At 63.6% G+C, this 16,624-nt stretch carries 18 protein-coding genes and 2 tRNA genes; 8 read left to right on the forward strand and 12 right to left on the reverse strand.

Features of this window, described 5'->3' with window-relative positions; all coding sequences use genetic code 11:
• The gene (locus tag GRI42_RS13575; RefSeq protein WP_160608995.1) at positions 1-789 is read right to left on the reverse strand and encodes a response regulator; all 789 of its coding nucleotides are present in this window, start codon (positions 787-789) and stop codon (positions 1-3) included.
• 158 nt (positions 790-947) lie between these two features.
• Here GRI42_RS13575 and GRI42_RS13580 point away from each other — a divergent pair, with 158 nt between their 5' ends.
• Positions 948-1,694, forward strand: coding sequence for a Crp/Fnr family transcriptional regulator (locus GRI42_RS13580; protein ID WP_160608996.1), 747 nt, complete (start codon positions 948-950; stop codon positions 1,692-1,694).
• Positions 1,695-1,897: 203 nt separating this feature from the next.
• Here the strand turns inward: GRI42_RS13580 and GRI42_RS13585 are convergent, their stop codons facing one another.
• Positions 1,898-2,278: a response regulator gene (locus GRI42_RS13585; protein WP_325065341.1), complete on the reverse strand. Its 381-nt coding sequence runs from the start codon at positions 2,276-2,278 to the stop codon at positions 1,898-1,900.
• 177 nt (positions 2,279-2,455) lie between these two features.
• Entirely contained in the window at positions 2,456-3,613 is a 1,158-nt protein-coding gene (locus tag GRI42_RS13590; RefSeq protein ID WP_160608997.1) for an N-acetyltransferase, read from the reverse strand.
• A gap of 149 nt (positions 3,614-3,762) precedes the next feature.
• Here GRI42_RS13590 and GRI42_RS13595 point away from each other — a divergent pair, with 149 nt between their 5' ends.
• Positions 3,763-4,851 carry a fatty acid desaturase family protein gene (locus tag GRI42_RS13595; RefSeq protein ID WP_160608998.1) on the forward strand — a complete coding sequence of 363 codons (1,089 nt, stop codon included), beginning with the start codon at positions 3,763-3,765 and terminating at the stop codon, positions 4,849-4,851.
• A 96-nt stretch (positions 4,852-4,947) separates the two neighbouring features.
• Here the strand turns inward: GRI42_RS13595 and GRI42_RS13600 are convergent, their stop codons facing one another.
• From GRI42_RS13600 to GRI42_RS13630, 7 genes are all read right to left on the reverse strand, one after another.
• Entirely contained in the window at positions 4,948-5,202 is a 255-nt protein-coding gene (locus tag GRI42_RS13600; RefSeq protein ID WP_160608999.1) for a hypothetical protein, read from the reverse strand.
• 61 nt (positions 5,203-5,263) lie between these two features.
• A complete protein-coding gene (locus GRI42_RS13605; RefSeq protein ID WP_160609000.1) occupies positions 5,264-5,782 on the reverse strand; it encodes a GNAT family N-acetyltransferase in 519 nt (172 codons plus the stop codon).
• Positions 5,779-6,876, reverse strand: coding sequence for an LPS export ABC transporter permease LptG (gene lptG / locus GRI42_RS13610; RefSeq protein WP_160609001.1), 1,098 nt, complete (start codon positions 6,874-6,876; stop codon positions 5,779-5,781). The genes GRI42_RS13605 and lptG overlap by 4 nt, the downstream gene beginning before the upstream one ends.
• 4 nt (positions 6,877-6,880) lie before the next feature.
• Complete coding sequence (locus GRI42_RS13615) at positions 6,881-8,110, reverse strand: LptF/LptG family permease (protein ID WP_160609002.1); 1,230 nt, start codon at positions 8,108-8,110, stop codon at positions 6,881-6,883.
• Positions 8,111-8,193: 83 nt separating this feature from the next.
• A complete protein-coding gene (gene clpS, locus GRI42_RS13620) occupies positions 8,194-8,556 on the reverse strand; it encodes an ATP-dependent Clp protease adapter ClpS (protein ID WP_199800472.1) in 363 nt (120 codons plus the stop codon).
• 212 nt (positions 8,557-8,768) lie between these two features.
• Positions 8,769-9,584: a phasin family protein gene (locus GRI42_RS13625; RefSeq protein ID WP_160609003.1), complete on the reverse strand. Its 816-nt coding sequence runs from the start codon at positions 9,582-9,584 to the stop codon at positions 8,769-8,771.
• Positions 9,585-9,692: 108 nt separating this feature from the next.
• Complete coding sequence (locus GRI42_RS13630) at positions 9,693-11,570, reverse strand: PHA/PHB synthase family protein (protein ID WP_160609004.1); 1,878 nt, start codon at positions 11,568-11,570, stop codon at positions 9,693-9,695.
• 151 nt (positions 11,571-11,721) lie between these two features.
• Here GRI42_RS13630 and GRI42_RS13635 point away from each other — a divergent pair, with 151 nt between their 5' ends.
• The 4 genes from GRI42_RS13635 (at position 11,722) to GRI42_RS13650 (ending at position 14,538) form a co-directional block, all read left to right on the forward strand.
• Positions 11,722-12,906, forward strand: a complete 1,185-nt coding sequence (locus GRI42_RS13635) for an LL-diaminopimelate aminotransferase (RefSeq protein WP_160609005.1) — start codon at positions 11,722-11,724, stop codon at positions 12,904-12,906.
• Between the two features lie 122 nt (positions 12,907-13,028).
• Positions 13,029-13,388 (forward strand): hypothetical protein, encoded by a 360-nt coding sequence (locus GRI42_RS14030; RefSeq protein WP_234033960.1) that lies wholly within the window; start codon positions 13,029-13,031, stop codon positions 13,386-13,388.
• A gap of 45 nt (positions 13,389-13,433) precedes the next feature.
• The gene (locus tag GRI42_RS13645) at positions 13,434-13,766 is read left to right on the forward strand and encodes a helix-turn-helix domain-containing protein (RefSeq protein ID WP_160609007.1); all 333 of its coding nucleotides are present in this window, start codon (positions 13,434-13,436) and stop codon (positions 13,764-13,766) included.
• Entirely contained in the window at positions 13,741-14,538 is a 798-nt protein-coding gene (locus GRI42_RS13650) for a crotonase/enoyl-CoA hydratase family protein (RefSeq protein WP_160609008.1), read from the forward strand. The genes GRI42_RS13645 and GRI42_RS13650 overlap by 26 nt, the downstream gene beginning before the upstream one ends.
• Before the next feature lie 36 nt (positions 14,539-14,574).
• On the opposite strand, the gene GRI42_RS13655 is transcribed toward GRI42_RS13650, so the two are convergent.
• Together GRI42_RS13655 and GRI42_RS13660 are read right to left on the reverse strand one after the other, a co-directional pair.
• On the reverse strand, positions 14,575-15,369 hold the full coding sequence (locus GRI42_RS13655) for a transglutaminase-like cysteine peptidase (protein ID WP_160609009.1): 795 nt from the start codon (positions 15,367-15,369) through the stop codon (positions 14,575-14,577).
• 116 nt (positions 15,370-15,485) lie between these two features.
• Positions 15,486-16,265 (reverse strand): acyl-CoA thioesterase, encoded by a 780-nt coding sequence (locus tag GRI42_RS13660; RefSeq protein WP_160609010.1) that lies wholly within the window; start codon positions 16,263-16,265, stop codon positions 15,486-15,488.
• A 129-nt stretch (positions 16,266-16,394) separates the two neighbouring features.
• On the opposite strand from GRI42_RS13660, the gene GRI42_RS13665 reads away from it, so the two are divergent.
• Both GRI42_RS13665 and GRI42_RS13670 read left to right on the forward strand, forming a co-directional pair.
• A tRNA-Cys gene (locus tag GRI42_RS13665) sits at positions 16,395-16,468 on the forward strand.
• 20 nt (positions 16,469-16,488) lie between these two features.
• Positions 16,489-16,564 (forward strand) — tRNA-Thr (locus GRI42_RS13670).
• The last annotated feature ends 60 nt before the right edge of the window (positions 16,565-16,624 follow it).

The raw sequence follows: 16,624 nt of genomic DNA on the forward strand, positions 1-16,624 counted from the left end.
TCAGCCGAGCGGGCGGCTCGAACCGAAGAACAGGGCCTGGCTGATGGCGGCACGCACCGTCTGTTCCTGGAACGGCTTGGTCACCAGGTAGGTCGGTTCGGGACGGTCGCCGGTCAGCAGGCGCTCGGGATAGGCGGTGATGAAGATCACCGGCACGCTGTCGATGGCGAGGATATCGTCGACCGCATCGAGGCCCGAGGAGCCGTCGGCCAGCTGGATATCGGCCAGCACGAGGCCCGGCGTCTTCTGGGCGACGACTTCCTGTGCCTGTGTGCGCGTGGCAGCGGTGCCGCAGACTTCATGGCCGAGCGAGGTCACGAGGTCTTCGAGCTGCATGGAGATGAGCGGCTCATCCTCGATGATGAGCACGCTGGTCGCGCTTTCGCGGTCGATTTCGCTGACCGCTTCCTGCACCAGCCGTTCGATCTGGTCGGGAGCGAGGTCCATGATTTCGCCGGCCTGTTCGACCGAGAAGTCTTCCAGCGTCGTCAGCAGCAATGCCTGGCGGTTGAGCGGAGTGATCGACTTCAGCCGGTCCTGCGCGGCGCCTTCATGACCTTCGCCGACCGGCTCCGGCACGTCCATGTAAGCGCTGGCCCAGACCTTGTTGAATGCGCGGTAGAGCGGCACGCGGCCACCTTCCAGCGAAGCCTTCAGCTGGTCGTCCGCCAGGGCGGCTTCCAGCGTGGCACGGACGAATGCGTCCCCCGTTGCCTGCGAGCCGGTCAGCGCGCGCGCATAGCGGCGCAGGTAAGGCAGATTTTTCGCGATTTGATCACCAAGCGACATATAACCCCTTCCGTGGTTTGCGCGCATGGAACGTCCCATCGCGACGGTGGTTCCTATCCCGACGCAGGAAAATCCGCGTTGTTTGTAAAAAGCACCGAGCCGGGAAATCAAAGAACCGCGGGCGCTCGATGGAATTCTGGTTGCTGGGGAGAGCCGGGATGTTTGAAGTAGCGAAACCTTATCCGTGCAGGGAGTGCCCCCTGCAGCATTGTCCGGGGCTGCGACCGCTGGAAGAGCGGCAGCTGGACTACATCCAGACAATCAAGACGGGCGAATACCGCTTCGAGCGCGGGGATACCGTGCTGCAGGAACAGGAAAGCTGCGATTACCTCTTCACGATCCTCGAAGGGGTGGCGATCCGTTTCCTCACGTTGGACGACGGGCGCCGTCAGATCGTCAATTTCATGTTTCCCGGCGACCTCATCGGCCTGCAGGGCGCATTCGATGACGTGGTCAGCCATTCGGTTGAGGCGATCCTGCCGCTGCGCCTTTGCCGTTTCCGCCGAAATGATTTCGTCGCGCTGATCAAGGAACATCCCCGGCTCGGCTACGATATCACCTGGTTGGCTGCCAAAGAGGAAAGCGCGCTGGAGGGGCACTTGGTCTCGCTCGGGCAACGCAGCGCGCGCGAGCGTGTCGTGTTCCTTGCCGTCTGGCTGCTCGACCGCGCGCTGGCGACAGGCATCGCGCGCGAAGGCAACAAGTTCGCCATGCCGATTACCCAGTCCCAGATCGCCGACATGCTCGGATTGTCGCTCGTCCATACCAATCGCACCATCCGCGCGCTGGACCGCGATGGGCTGGTCCAGTGGACCTCGCGCGAGATCTGCGTGCCGGACATGGAGAAGGCTGCCGAATTCGCCGATTTCGACTTGTCCGAAAAGACGGTCAGGCCCTTCATCTGACAGACGAAAAAATTTTTTCGCCGCAGGGAACTACCTTCCCGTCCGGACATTTCTCCTATGTCACCGCCGAGACCCCCCTCCCGTCCAAGCGGCTGGTGATACGATCCCGAAAGGCCTTCGCTCCCCGTGAGCGGAGGCCTTTTTTCTTGCCCGTACGAGCGGGCGGGAATTGCGCAGAGGGAAGGCCGGGCGGGGCTGGTTGCTTAGCCGGGGCGCAAGGCGCCGCGCAGGCGCGAGATCACGCCGCGCTTTTCGGGCTGCGAGAGCAGCTCGACAAGGACCGCCGGTTCGTAGGGCTTTTCGAGCACGCTTCCCATCTCGGCGATGTTGGCCGGAATGTCCTCCGGCTGGCCGGTCGAGAAGATGATGCGCGGGCTGTCGGGGCCAAGCGTCTTGACCAGTTCCGCGATCGCCCAGCCGTCGTCCCGGTCGGCGAGGTGCACGTCGAGCACGATCGCATCGGGCTGCTTGCGCCTGAGCGCGGCAAGGGCGCTGTCGGTGGTTGAGCAGGTATCGACCTCTGCCACGCCGGCGGCACGCAGCGCGTCTTCGATCAGCATGCCGAGCACGGCTTCGTCCTCCACCAGCAACACGTGGGCGGGCAGGGACTTCCTCGATGGCTTGGTGCGGGCGATTGCGGTCGATCCTGTAGGCAGGGCGCAATGATCGCGCCTTTCGGAATCAACGGCAGCGCGGGGGAGTGAGTTCCCGCGCTCAACCCATTCTTCACTCGCGTTGCCGGATTGCAACGCGCGAAAAGGTCAGAGCGGTTTTTCGTAGATCACGTATTCGCGATTGATCTTGCTCTCGATCGCATCGGCGATGGCGATCATCCCCTTGTTGTCGTCGAGTATCCAGCCGATCTCGCCGCGGGTCGAGCCGTAAAGGCTGTTGGCGTTCTCGCGGATCTTGCTGATCAGCATGAAGGCCAGCTGGCTGGCGAGGCGCGAGCTCTGGAATTCCTTGAGCACGCCCATCAGCGGGACGCGCATGCCCAGTCCCTTGGGATTGCCCAGCGCGCGCAGCAGGTGGAACCAGCCGAAGGGGAAGAGCTTGCCGCCCGTCCGCGTGAGCACTTCGTTGATGTCGGGCAGCACGACCATGAAGGCGACGGGGCGCCCGTCGAGTTCTGCCAGCATGTTGAGTTCGGGCTTGATGACCGGCTTCAGCTTCTTGGCCGCATAGGCAATCTCGTCTTCTGTGAACGGCACGAAGCCCCAATTGTCCGACCAGGCATCGTTGAGGATTGCGAGGACCTGCCGGATTTCTTCCGGCCAGCGCGACTTGTCGACCGGGCGGATGCGGATGCGCTCGTTGCGCTCGCCGGACTGGACGATGCGCTGGATAAGCGGCGGGAAGGGCCTCGAGATGTCGAGATCGTAGGTCAGCAGGCTCTTGGCATGGCCATAGCCGGCCCCCTCGATCCACGGCTGGTAGTGCGCCGGATCGTGGCCCATCATGATCATCGGCGAATGGTCGTGGCCCTTGACCAGCAGGCCGGGTTCTTCCCAGATCGACAGCGAGATCGGTCCGATGACGCGCGTCATGCCCTTGTCGCGCAGCCATGCCTCCGCCCGTGCCAGCAGCGCATGGGCGACCGCCTCGTCCTCGGCATCGAAATAGCCGAACATGCCCGTGCCCGGGCCCATGCCCTGTTCCACGGGAAGTTCCAGCGCGAGGTGGTCGATGTGCGCCGCGATGCGCCCCACCGGCTTGCCGGCGCGGTAGGCGATGAACAGCTGCACGCTGGCGTGGCCGAAGAAGGGGTTCTTGCCGGGATCGATCAGTTCCAGCTGTTCCGAGCGGATCTGCGGCACGGAATGCGGCACACTGGCCGCGAATTCCCGTCCAAGGTCGACGAAGGTTGCCCGCCCCGCCTTGCCATTCGCTTCCTCGATTACGATATTCTGGTCTGCCACGCATCCGGTCCCTTGTTCAGCGGGGGTTAGCCCTGCGTATGGCACATGATCTTTGTCAAGGAATCGCGCGCGCCCGATCACTATGATCGAGAGGTGAGACTGTCATTTTTCGCGCCATTCGACTAAGGGCACCCCCAGGAAAACCGATGATGAACGCCGAACAGACCATTTCTGCCGATAGTGCCGCGCCCCTGCGCGATGGCCGCGGCTGGCATTCGCAAATCGCCGACGACAAGGCGATGCTGCGCGCCGCACGCGACCTGACCAAGGACATCGCCGATCACCGCGCCGCCATCTACTGGACCGACATGGTCGGCTCTGCCGTGGCGGGCTATGCCGCGCTGGCAGGGGCGATTTTGGTGGACAATACCGCTGTCGCTGTCGCGCTGGCAGTGGTCTCGGTTCTCGCGCTCTACCGCGCATTGCTCTTCATCCACGAGATTTCGCATTTCCGGAACGGCGCGCTGCCCGGCTTCCGTGCGGCGTGGAACCTCTTCGTCGGCATTCCCATGCTGACGCCGTCCTTCATGTACGAACAGGTGCACACGCTGCACCACAAGCGCACGCAGTACGGCACGATCGAGGATCCGGAATATTTGCCGCTCGCCCTCATGAAGCCGTGGAGCCTGCCGCTTTTCGTGATCATCGCGATCCTCGCCCCGGTCGCCCTGCTGATCCGCTTTACGGTTCTGGTGCCGCTTGGCGCGATTATCCCTGCGATCCGCCGCCTGACCTGGCAGCGGGCCAGTGCGCTCGCCATCAATCCGGATTTCCGCCGCCGCGCGCCCGAAGGTGATCTTGCGCCGCGCGTCCTGCTGCAGGAGGCAGGCGGTTTCGTCTGGTCGTGGCTGCTGATCGGCAGCGTTTTCGCATTCGGTTGGAAGCCGCTGCTGATTGCGCTGGGCGTGGCCTCGGCCGTCGCGCTGTTGAACCAATTGCGGACGCTTGTGGCGCACTTGTGGGAGAACGAAGGCGAGGCGATGACCGTTACCGCCCAGTTCCTCGACAGCGTCAACGTGCCGCCGCCCGGCTTCATCGCGGAGATCTGGGCGCCGGTGGGCTTGCGCTATCACGCGCTGCATCACCTGATGCCCTCGATGCCCTACCACTCGCTGCCCGAGGCGCATCGCCGCCTTGCGCGCGAACTGGGCGAAAGCTCGACCTACCACGGTGCCAACCACTCCGGCATGGGCGTGCTCGTGGCCCGCATCGCCCGCAGCACGATGGGCCGCCGCTAGGCGCTTTCCTTCACGAGACAAAATAAAAGGGCCGCCCCACTCGGTGGATGGGGGCGGCCCTTCGCTATCACGGGTCTGCGACCCTTTGTGAAATGCTTAGTTGGCGTCGATTTCGGCCTTCACGCCGTCTTCGCTGACAGTAGCGTCGACATCGGCGCCGTCGATGGTCAGGCTCGAGCCTTCTTCACCTTCAGCCGGCTCGGCCACGACGGTTTCGGTCGCGGTCGGCTGAATGACCGTGGTGTCGGTGCCTTCGGTAGCGGCAGTGTCTTCGGCTTCCGGCGCATTGGCTTCGGCGCACGCGCCGAGGGCGAGGGCGGCGGCGAGGGCGGGGATTGCGAACTTCTTCATGTCACATCTCCTTTGTGGCGACATTCGGGCATCAATGCGCCGGAAATGTGGCGGTTCCCGCCTATCCGAGAAACCGTATCATCGCGCAGCGACGCTCGCGCGGGAGGCCGTGCGCGACTTCCTGTTCAATATCCGCCTTGAGCCTGGGGTGCGCATCGAGGTTGCTGACCGTCTCGAACCCGTGGCGGGCGTAGAAGGGGGCATTCCACGGCACGTCCAAAAAGGTGGTAAGCGTCAGCGACGCGAAACCGCTGTTGTGCGCGTCGATACCTAGCGCTCGTAGCAGGACCGAGCCGACGCCCCGACGCTGCATGTCTGGATGGACCGAGAATTCGCGGATATGCAGCTCGCGGCGGAACGGTTCGGTCGAGATAAAGCCGACCAGGCGGCCTTCGGCCTCAGCGACCAAGGAGTGCCCCTTGCGGATCAGCGAAGCCTGTTTCTCTGCGGGGATAGCGTGCATGCCAGCGACGCCGGCCAATCCTTCGAAATTCAGGAACAGCCTGCCGGCCGCCAGTTCGATTTCGGGTAGATGTGCCGCATCCTCGACCCGCGCGAGCCTGATCGAGAAGTCGCTCATTCCTCTGTGCGGATCAGCACGGTCTCGCCGATCAGCAGGAACAGGAAGAACGGTGCCCAGGCGGCAAGGAAAGGCGGGTAGCCGCCAAAGCTTCCCATCGCCAGAGCGGCATTGTCGACCACGAAATAGGCAAAGCCCAGCGCCATGCCGATGATCGCGCGCAGGAACAGCTGGCCCGATCGCGCAAGGCCGAACGCGGCCACCGCGCCCAGCAGCGGCATCAGGAAGGAGGACAGCGGGCCGGAAAGTTTGTGCCACCACTTGGCGCGCAGTTCCCCGGTGCGGCGACCGGCTTCCTCGTAGGCGTCGATCGAGGCGCCCAGTTCCCAGAAAGGGACCGCGTCGGGATCGATCCGCGCGAGGTCGATCTGGTCGGGGGTAAGGCCTTCGCCGACGAGCAATTCGTCTTCCTTGCGCGAGGTCGCGGTCGCCACTTCGAAGCGTTCCACGTCCTCCAGCTTCCAGCCGGGGGCGGCATAGGTCGCGCGGTCCGCGACGACCTGTTCCATGATCGCGCCTTCGGGGCTGCGGCGGTACCAGGTGACCTTGCGCATGGCGATTGCGTTGCCTGATCCTGCCAGCTGCGCTGCGGTGAGGACGTTCTCGCCGTCGGTCAGGTAGACGTTGGCGCGGACGTTCGATTCCTCGGGGATCGGGCCGTATTCCGCCGCCTCCCATGCCTTGAGCGTGGCCGTTGCGCGGGTCACGACGCGCTCGTTGAAGACGAAGCTGGCTCCGCCCACGATCGCTGCGGTCAGCAGCAGCGGGGCCAGCACCTGGTGGGCCGACAGGCCCGCGGCCTTCATCGCGATGACCTCGCTGTTCTGGTTGAGCGTGACGAGGCTGATCAGCGTCGCCAGCAGAACCGAATAAGGCAGGAAGCGCTGGATCAGTTGCGGTATCCTGAGCCCGGCATAGGTGAGAAGTTCGCCTTGCCCGTTCCCCTCCACCGCAAGGATCTTGCCGCTGTTCGACAACAGATCGAGCATCATGAGAACGAGCACGAGCATGATCAGCACTGCAAGGATGCGGACCACGAAGAGCTTGGCCAGATAGGTCGTCAGCGTGCGCGAGGGAAAGAATGCGAGCTGCATTGTCTCAGCCCTCCGCCGTCATGGGGTCGTCGATCAGCGGCCTCCGCCGCCTGCGGAACAGCTTGCCGATGCGCTTGGATATCTTGGCGAACCAGTTTTCCAGCGCGCCAATGGCCTGTCCGCCCGGGACATGCGCCACGCGCCAGTACATCCACAATATCAGTGCGGCGAAGACGACGAATGGCCCCCACAGCGCCAGGATCGGATCGGCAAGTCCCAGCGCGGCGACGTCCTCCCCGTACTGGTTTATCTTGTGATAGGCGACGACCATGATGATCGACAGGAAGACGCCCAGCGCGCTCGTGGATCGCTTGGGCGGAATGCCCAGCGACACCGCCAGCAAGGGCATCAAGGCCATCATGACCACCTCGACCAGGCGGAAATTGAAGCTTGCCTGGCTGGCATCGCGCTTGGTCTCCGTCTGGTTGTCGGCCCAGCCGATACGGAGCAGCTCGGGCAGGATATATTCGCGCTCGTCCTCGCCGCGGTCGCGGAATTCCTCGATTGCAGGGAGGTCGATGGGCAGGTCGTGGCGGGTGAAGGTGAGCACGCGCGGCGTCTGGCTGCCGGTGTCCTGCACGATCGTGCCGTTGGTCAGGCGCAGAATGATCGTGTCCGGATCGTCGGTGGTCGCCAGGAAAGCGCCTTCCTGTGCGGAGATCGAAAGAACCTGCCCCTTGGTGTTGGCAACGCGGGCGAAGATGCCCATCAGCTTGCGTCCGTCGTCCTCGCTCTGCTCGATCCGCAGGGCCATGCGGTCGGCAAGGGTGGTGAACTCGCCCACCTTGATCGATGCGCCCAGCGCGCCCGAACGCAGCTCGTATTCGAGCCGTTCGTAAGTGAAGCGGCTGACCGGCTGCACGAAGAACACCAGCGCCACGTTCACCGCCATCAGGAATGCGGTGATGAGAAAGGGGATGCGCAGCAGACGGCCGTAGCTGAGGCCGACGGCGCGGAAGACGTCGAGCTCGCTCGTCGTCGCCAGCTTGCGGAATGCCAGCAGGATGCCGAGCAGCAGGCCTAGCGGGATCGCGAGGCTGGCGTATTCGGGCACCAGCGTCGCCAGCATCTTGAACACCACACCGATCGGGCCGCCTTCCACCGCAACGAAGTCGAGCAGGCGGAGCATCTTGTCGAGCGTGAGCAGCGAGGCGGCGAGCGCGAACACGCCCAGCATCGGCACGACTACCAGCCGGAAGATGTAGCGGTCGATGGCGGGGATGAATTTGAACACGCGCGGTCCGTCTGCTTGGCGGGTCGGGCGGCTCTAGCGGGAAAAATCGCGCGCGTCATGCCCCCGTGCGCGGGAAGGGCGGATCACGCCTTCTCGAGCGTGCACTGGAGCGGGTGCTGGTTCTCGCGGGCGAAATCCATCACCTGGTTCACCTTGGTTTCGGCGACCTCGTACGGGAAAATGCCGCATACGCCGACGCCCTTCTGGTGGACGTGCAGCATCACGCGGGTCGCCTCTTCCATGTCCATGCGGAAGAAACGCTTCAGCACGATCACGACGAATTCCATCGGCGTGTAGTCGTCGTTGAGTAGCAGCACCTTGTACTGGCTGGGTTTCTTCGGCTTGGCGCGGGTCTTGGTGGCGATGCCGACCTGACCGTCACCCTCGCGCGGGTCATCGCCGTCCTGTGCAGCGAAAATCGGGAAGGTGAGGATCGGTTTGGTCATGGTCGAGCGGCAATATCGTATCGATTGGCGTATTCGCAAGGCGCGAGCATGCCTGTGCGTTCCCGCGGGTTAAGAAAACGTCGAAATGCGGCCTTCGGGCATCGCAAAAAAGGAAACGGGCCGGACGACAGTGATGTCGTCCGGCCCGTCCTGTCCAACCACCGGGCGAGGGAGAGAGGAGAGAGAGCCCGGCGGGTTGAAGTCCGTGTGCCTTAGGCGGCCTTGCGAACCTTCTCGGCTGCGAGGCTGAAGCGGCTCGAGAGCGGAGCGAAAGCTTCGTTGGCCAGCTTGACCATGGCTTCCGTGTTCTTCGAGGTGGTCGAAACCATGGCATCGAAGTTGCGGCGAGCGATTTCACCCTGGAGCTGGAACAGCTCGGTCGGCGACTTCACGGCGGCGAACTTCTTGACGTCGGCCTGGACGGTCTCGGCAGCCGACTTGGCTTCCTCGACGTAGGTGCGGCCCATGTCCTGCATGCCCGAAGCAAGGATCTTGCCCGAGGCAACGAGAGCTTCGAGGTTGCCCTTCTGGAATTCGACTACGTCCTGGGTCATTTCTGCACCCTTGTCGTAGGCAGCCTTAGCGCGGGTCTGCACGTCGGCAGCCAGTTCCTTCGCCTTGGCGGTATAGTCGGTGGTCTTTGCGGTCTTGGCAGTAGCCATGATGGTATCCTTCAACTTGGAAATCGGGGTGGTCTTTGTGGTCGCGGGCTTCTTGGCAGCGGCCGTCTTCTTCGGTGCAGCCTTCTTGGCGGCAACCTTCTTCACAGCGGCCTTCTTTGCCGGAGCCTTCTTGGCAGCGACCTTCTTGGCCTTGGCCGGAGCAGCCTTCTTCTTGGCAACCGGAGCCTTCTTCGCCGGAGCGGCAACCGCCTTGGCGACCGCTTCGGTCTTCACCGGTGCAGACTTGTCGGCCTCGACCGCCTTTTCGACGGCCTTGGTGTTCACTGCTTCCGCAGTCTTCTTCTCCGCAGCTTCGGCAAACGCCTTCTCGGCAGCGGCATCGATCTTGCTCTGGCTGTCAGCCATGGGAAACCTCGCTTTGTTGCACTGCACAAAATAGGCATTGCAAGTGCGAAGTCAAGGATATTTTTGTGCACTGCACAATAATGCGGTTAGCGCCGCATTTATAAGTGCTTAGCGCGTGGCGACGTAGCGTCCCGGGGCGTCCTCGATCACCTTGTCGCCCTTGCTACCGGGCTTTCGCTTGCCGGTTGCGGGCACGGTTTCGCTGTCCTGTTCGCGCAGCCAGTCGATCCAGTCCGGCCACCAGCTGCCCGGATGCTCCACCGCGCCCTCGCGGAATTCGGCCAGGCTGCGGGGCGAGCCGTCATTAGTCCAGTACTGGTATTTCCCCGCCTCGGGCGGATTGACCACGCCTGCAATATGCCCTGAGCCTGCGAGCACGAATTTTATCGGCCCCTTGAAGTGTTCGGTGATGCGCCAGACGCTTTCGGCCGGCGCGATATGGTCTTCCTTGCCTGCCTGGACATAGGTCGGCGTGGCAACCCGGCCGAGGTCGACCGGCGTGTTGTCGACGGTGAGCGCATCGCCTTCGACAAGGCGGTTGTCGCGGTAAAGGTCGCGCAAATACTGCTGGTGCCACTTGGCCGGCAGATTGGTCACGTCGCCGTTCCAGTGCAGCAGGTCGAAGGCCGGATAGTCCTCGCCCAGCAGGTAATTGTTGACGACGTAGTTCCAGATCAGGTCCGTGCCGCGCAACAGGTTGAAGGTCGCTGCCATGTAGCGCCCGTCGAGATAGCCGTCGGGCGAGAGCGCCTTGATCGCACCAAGCTGCTGGTCGTCGATGAAGTTGAGCAGTTCGCCTGCCTTCTCGAAATCGACCTGCGCGGTGAAGAAGGTCGCGCTCTTCACCTTGTCCTGCTGTTCACGGCGGTGGAGGATGGCGAGGGTCGCGGCCAGCGTCGTGCCGGCGACGCAATATCCGATCGCGTGGACGCTGCGCACATCGAGCCGATCGCGCACGTGGTCGATGGCGTCCATCTGGGCGCGAACGTAATCGTCCCAGACCACGTCTTTCATGCTGGCGTCGGCAGATTTCCAGCTGACCATGAACACCGTCAAACCCTCTTCGACGGCCCATTTCACGAAGCTCTTCTTCGCGTTGAGGTCGAGGATGTAGAACCGGTTGATCCACGGCGGGAAGATGATCAGCGGCGTCTTCATGACCTTGTCGGTCACAGGCGCGTACTGGATCAGCTGGCAGAGCGGCGTTTCGTGAACCACCTTGCCCGGCGTGGTCGCGATGTTCTCGCCGAGCCGGAAAGCGCTCGCATCGGTGTGCGACAGCTGGCCGCGGCGCATGTCGGCGAGCAGGTGCTCCATGCCTTTCACGAGGTTGTCGCCCCGGGTTTCCAGCGTGCGTTCCATGACCACGGGGTTGGTAAGCGGGAAGTTCGCGGGACTGGCCGCCTCGGTGATCGCGCGCGTTGTGAAGCGAAGCTGTTCGCGCTGCTGCGGATTGAGCCCTTCGGCCTTGTCGACCATCTCGGCCACCCGTTCGGCGAGGAACAGGTAGGTCTGGTGGATCAGCGCAAAGGCCGGATGGGCGCGCCATTTCTCGTCGGCGAAACGGCGGTCCTTGCGCGGCAGCTGGACATCACCGCCCGCGTGTTCGGCAGCCTTCGGGCCGAGGCCGTATTGCCCCAGCACGTCTTCCCAAAGCTTCATGCCCTCTTCCATGAGAGCCTTCTGCTGGTCGGCCTGGGCCAGCGGCATCTGGCGGTACCAGTCGGTCGCCAGCGCCATCCAGCGCGCCGGGTCGAAATAGGGCACCAGCGCCTGCGGGCTGGCAAGCTGTTCGGCTTGGTACTGTGCCCACATGCCCTGCAGCTTGGCGGCGACTTCGCCCCAGTGGCGCGCATCCTCGGGCGTCAACATGCCTTGCGCGGCCGCCCCTGCATCCATCGTCCCCATCATCGGCGCGAAGAGTGCGCGCGCGAGCTTGGCAGGGGCTTCGTACATGTTGGTGAAGGGGTCGGGCGTCTCGGTCATGATCGGTCTTTCCGGGCGTTGTAGCGCCTCTTTAGCCACTTACACGATAATTCGCACAAGAGTGTTAGCGAGCCACTTTGCGCTTGCACGGTGAATAGGTAATCAATGTGACCGCGCAGCCGAATTCCCGTGCCCGCGCTTTGGAGCCGAAATGTCCGACGAATTCTACCGCATCAAACGCATGCCTCCCTATGTCATCGCCGAAGTGAACGCGATGCGGCATGCCGCGCGGCAGGCGGGGCGCGACATTATCGACCTTGGCATGGGCAATCCCGACCAGCCGCCGCCGCAGCACGTGATCGACAAACTGTGCGAAGTGGCGAACAAGCCCGATGCGCATGGCTATTCGCAGTCGAAGGGCATTCCGGGGCTGCGCCGCGCGCAGGCCAACTATTACAAGCGTCGCTTCGGCGTAGACCTCGATCCGGCGAGCGAGGTCGTGGTGACCATGGGGTCGAAGGAAGGCCTGTCGTCAATGGCCACCGCGATCAGCGCGCCGGGCGATGTTATCCTCGCTCCGAGCCCCGCCTATCCGATCCATACCTATGGCTTCATGATTGCCGGAGCTACGATCCGCAGCGTCCCGACCACTCCCGACGAACGCTACTGGCGCGCGCTGGACAACGCGATGCTCTACACCGTCCCGCGCCCGACAGTGCTGGTGGTGAACTATCCCAGCAATCCCACGGCAGAGACGGTCGACCTCGCCTTCTACGAGCGACTGGTCGACTGGGCGCGAGACAACAAGGTCTGGGTGCTGTCAGACCTCGCCTATTCCGAACTATATTACGACGGCAAGCCGACCCGCTCGATCCTCGAAGTGCCGGGGGCGAAAGACGTGGCGGTGGAATTCACCTCCATGTCCAAGACCTTCTCGATGGCCGGCTGGCGGATCGGGTTCTGTGTCGGCAACCAGAAGCTGGTCGCTGCGCTGACGCGGGTGAAGAGCTATCTCGACTACGGCGCGTTTACGCCGATCCAGGCCGCTGCCTGCGCCGCTCTGAACGGCCCGCAGGACGTGGTCGAGGAAAACCGCCTGCGCTACCAGCACCGCCGCGACGTGATGGTCGAGAGCTTCACCCGGGCCGGCTGGGCCATCCCCAATCCGCCTGCCAGCATGTTCACCTGGGCCAAGCTGCCGCCGGGCTTCGAGGACATGGGAAGCCTCGAATTCTCCAAGCAATTGCTGGAGCACGCCGGTGTGGCAGTGGCGGCGGGTGTCGGCTTCGGCGAAGAGGGCGAAGGCCATGTCCGCATCGCCATGGTAGAGAACGAACAGCGCATCCGGCAGGCCGCGCGCAACATCAAGAAGTTCCTCGCCGAGCGGGGGAAATGACCGGCAGTCATTTCCTAGGTATTCTTGCGATTACTGACGCTTAGCCAAATTGAATATTGGGTAGCGCGACGGGAGAGCCTAGGAGAAGGCTTGTGTCGCAACCTCAATTTTTCTGGCTGTCCATGGCTGCCAGCCCGCCCGGACGTTGGGATCTTCGCCTGCTCGACTGGCGGATGACCCCGGCCTTCCGTTCGTCCGATATTTCGCCTGCCACTCCGATCATGCTCGACTGGCGGATTGGCGGGAGATGCCCCGACTGGGCTGACATGGCGGAAAGGCGGCACGCCATCGTGGTCGGTGTGGAAGAGGCTCAGGCGCGGGCCGATCTCATCCGCAGCGGGTTTGCCGATGCGCTGCCGAGCCAAGTCGCATTGGTCGAACTTGCGGCCCGCATGGTCAAGCTCGAAGGCTTGCGCAAGATGGTCCCCCGCCACCGCACTGTGGGTCCGCTGCGCCTCGACCTGTTCTACCGCGACGGCTAGGCCGACGGGCGCTGGATCGGTCTGCATCCGCGTGAATTCGCGCTGATGTGGCGGCTGGCAGAATGTCCCGGCGAACAGGTCGGCAAGGAAGCGCTGTTGACCGATGTCTGGCGGCTGCGGCACGAGCCGGAGACGAATTCGCTTGAGGTACATGTCTCGCGCCTGCGGGCCAAGCTGGCGGTGTCCGGCCTCGCCTGGCTCGTCCAGACGCACCCCGACGGCGGCTATTGCCTGAGCACGGAAGGGGGCGCGAGCTTCAAGGCCTTTGCGCGTGACAGGCGTGCGGCGCTGGACAGCGGGGCGATGATAACGCAGGAACGCAGGCTCTCGAGAGAAAGCATTGTGGAGTCCCATGTCCAGCAACCGCGTTACGATTGAGCTTGCCGACAACGGCGTTGCCCAGGTCCGTCTGAACCGCCCCGACAAGATGAACGCACTCGATCCGGCGATGTTCGATGCCATCATCGACGCAGGTGAACAGCTGCGCACCATGAAGGGCCTGCGTGCAGTGGTTCTCGCGGGCGAGGGGCGCAGCTTCTGTGCCGGACTCGACATTTCCAGCTTCACTGCCGCGCCCGATGGCGAGCGCAAGCCGCTGACCGAACGCACGCACGGAAACGCGAACAAGTTCCAGGAAGTCGCCATGACCTGGCGCAAGTGCCCGGTGCCCGTGATCGGGGCGGTCCACGGCGTCTGTTTCGGCGGGGGCCTGCAGATCGCCAGCGGAGCCGACATCCGCGTGGTTCATCCGGCCAGCCGCATGGCGATCATGGAGATGAAATGGGGCCTGGTGCCCGACATGGGCGGCTATGCCCTGTGGCGCGGGCTGGTCCGGGACGATGTCCTGCGCGAGCTGGTCTACACCAATCGCGAATTCTCTGGCGAGGATGCCAAGGATTATGGCCTCGCGACCTTCGTGAGCGAGGACCCGCTTGGCAAGGCGAACGACATCGCTGCCGAAATTGCCAACCGCAATCCCGAAGCCATTCGCGGTGCCAAGCGCCTGTCTGAAGCGATGGTCGAGCAGTCGGGAGATGAAATCCTGATGGCGGAAAGCGTCGAGCAGGCAGCCGTAATGCGCAGGCCGAACCAGGTCGAGGCAGTCATGGCAGGGATGCAGAAAAGGGTGCCGAACTTCACGGATGCCTGATCGCAGGGCCGGCTCTCGATCCGCGGAGCGCGGGAATCAGCCGGCCGGTTTGCCGTAGGTCCAGGCGAATGCGCCGGAATAACTCATGATGGGTGTGTAGTCCTCGATCCGTTCAGCAGGGAGGACCTTGTCCGTCCGGTTGTCGAGCACGTGGAAGCGTCCGTCCAGCCTGACTGCCAGGACCGCGTGTTCGCCCTGTGCGCGATCGCGCAACAGGACCAGGAACATGTCATCCGCAGGAATGCCGAGCTCTTGCAGCAGGGCCATCTTGGCGAGGGCAAAATCCTCGCAATCGCCATAGCCGCGGGCAAGGGTCGTTGGTGCGGCGGACCATTCGTCACCGCGCTTGTCGTCGACATAACGAACGCGCCAATTGACCCAGCGATTGACCGCTCCCAGCGGGTTGTCCGCTCCAAACCGGTCGCCCTGTGCAAGGAATTCATTCCAGGGCCCTGCCTGTTCGCCGATCGCAATCATGCGTGCGGCTTCCCAGTTGCCCATTGGTGCAGCGATGCTGCCGACCGGCAGGGCTACCATCCGAAAAAGGCTGGGTGCGGCCGGCCTGGTCGGTATCGGCGGCTCAAATGGTTCGCAGGGCTGCGCTGCAGCGGCGGTGTCCAGTGGGGGAAGGGTAAACGCAAAGCCGGTAGCAGGCATGACGAATGCTACGTCCGCCTGACACTCCTCAATGGGATCGGGCGCGGCAATCGGGCTGGGCAGGGGCAGGACCGGGGCCTCCGATCCGGCAAGAAGCAGCGACGGACAAGCGAGGCACAAGCCTGTCGCTGCAACCAGCACCGCGCGCGGCCTCGATTTAATGAATTTGTCCATGTCGATCCCGTGGGGAGGGAAAATGCCAGCCACGGCTATGTGCAGCAATCGGACAGGCCCTCTATCCGACTCGCGCCGGGCACCGCATGTCGCATTTCAGGTGGGGTTGGTGCGCGTCAGCCGAAGATCGCGACGCTCTGCATCCCGTCGAGCACTTGCTTGCCGTCGGCATTCCAGAGCCGCAGCCGCTCTGAAGAATAACCACCGTCGGCATGCTGGCTGGCATTTTCGGACAGCCACCAGCCATCGCGCGTTGCCGGCTCGGTTTCGAGAAGGTTGAAAGACCAGTTGATCGAGCTGATCGGACCCTGCCGCTTCATCGCCCGCATCGCTCCGGGAGGAAGAACATCGCCCAGCAAAATAAGTTCGCTGACCGCGTCGAGACCCTCACGGTCGTTTAGCCGCGCCCAGCGCCGCACGACGGGATCCCCCGGTCCGCGAGCATCCTGGGCGCGGCGGATCTCGAAATTGTGCTGGATGAAGGCGGGACCCTTGCCGGCCATGGCCGGTTCGGCTTCCTCGGGAGAACCCGGCCAGTCGACGACAGGCGCTGCGGGATGCTGCGCATTGGCCTCGCGCGAGGTGCCGAACAGCCAGAAAGCTGTCAGCGTGCACTTGCCCTCGCACCAGATTTCGCTGCGCACCTGCGCGACATTACGACCCTGGCGCACGATTTCGCGGCGCAGTTCCGCCTCGGGAGCGGTCGGCGCCACGAAGGCGACCTGGGCGGCCCGGAGCGGCGGCAATTCGGGAAAGGCGCGGATCACGGCGGTATAGGCGACGAGTGCCGACGCGCCGCCATAAAGCGTGCGCCCCTGCAACCAGTGGTCGAGATTGTCGAAACGGACATGTCCGCCCTCGGCGGGGATCGGGTCGATCAGGCTGGCAATGCTCATCGGCCCTCCATTGCCGCTTGCGCAGGCTTCGTCCAGACTGACGTAACGGAAGGGGAATCCTTGCAAAGCCGATTGCATTGGCCGGTCAGAATCGCTAGTGCGCCGCTTCCCGTCCGAGAGGTCGGGCGAGGCCCGATGGCGGAGTGGTTACGCAGAGGACTGCAAATCCTTGCACGCCGGTTCGATTCCGGCTCGGGCCTCCACTTCCCTCAGATGGGAATGTGCCGCTTTAGCTCAGTTGGTAGAGCACATCATTCGTAATGATGGGGTCACGTGTTCGAGTCACGTAAGCGGCACCAGTACTTTCAGAAGCAAAAATCGACACTTGCAGCGGGAGACCTGTTCGGCTGGTCGCGCGC

It is taken from the genome of Qipengyuania gaetbuli (genome assembly GCF_009827315.1).
GTDB lineage: Bacteria > Pseudomonadota > Alphaproteobacteria > Sphingomonadales > Sphingomonadaceae > Qipengyuania > Qipengyuania gaetbuli.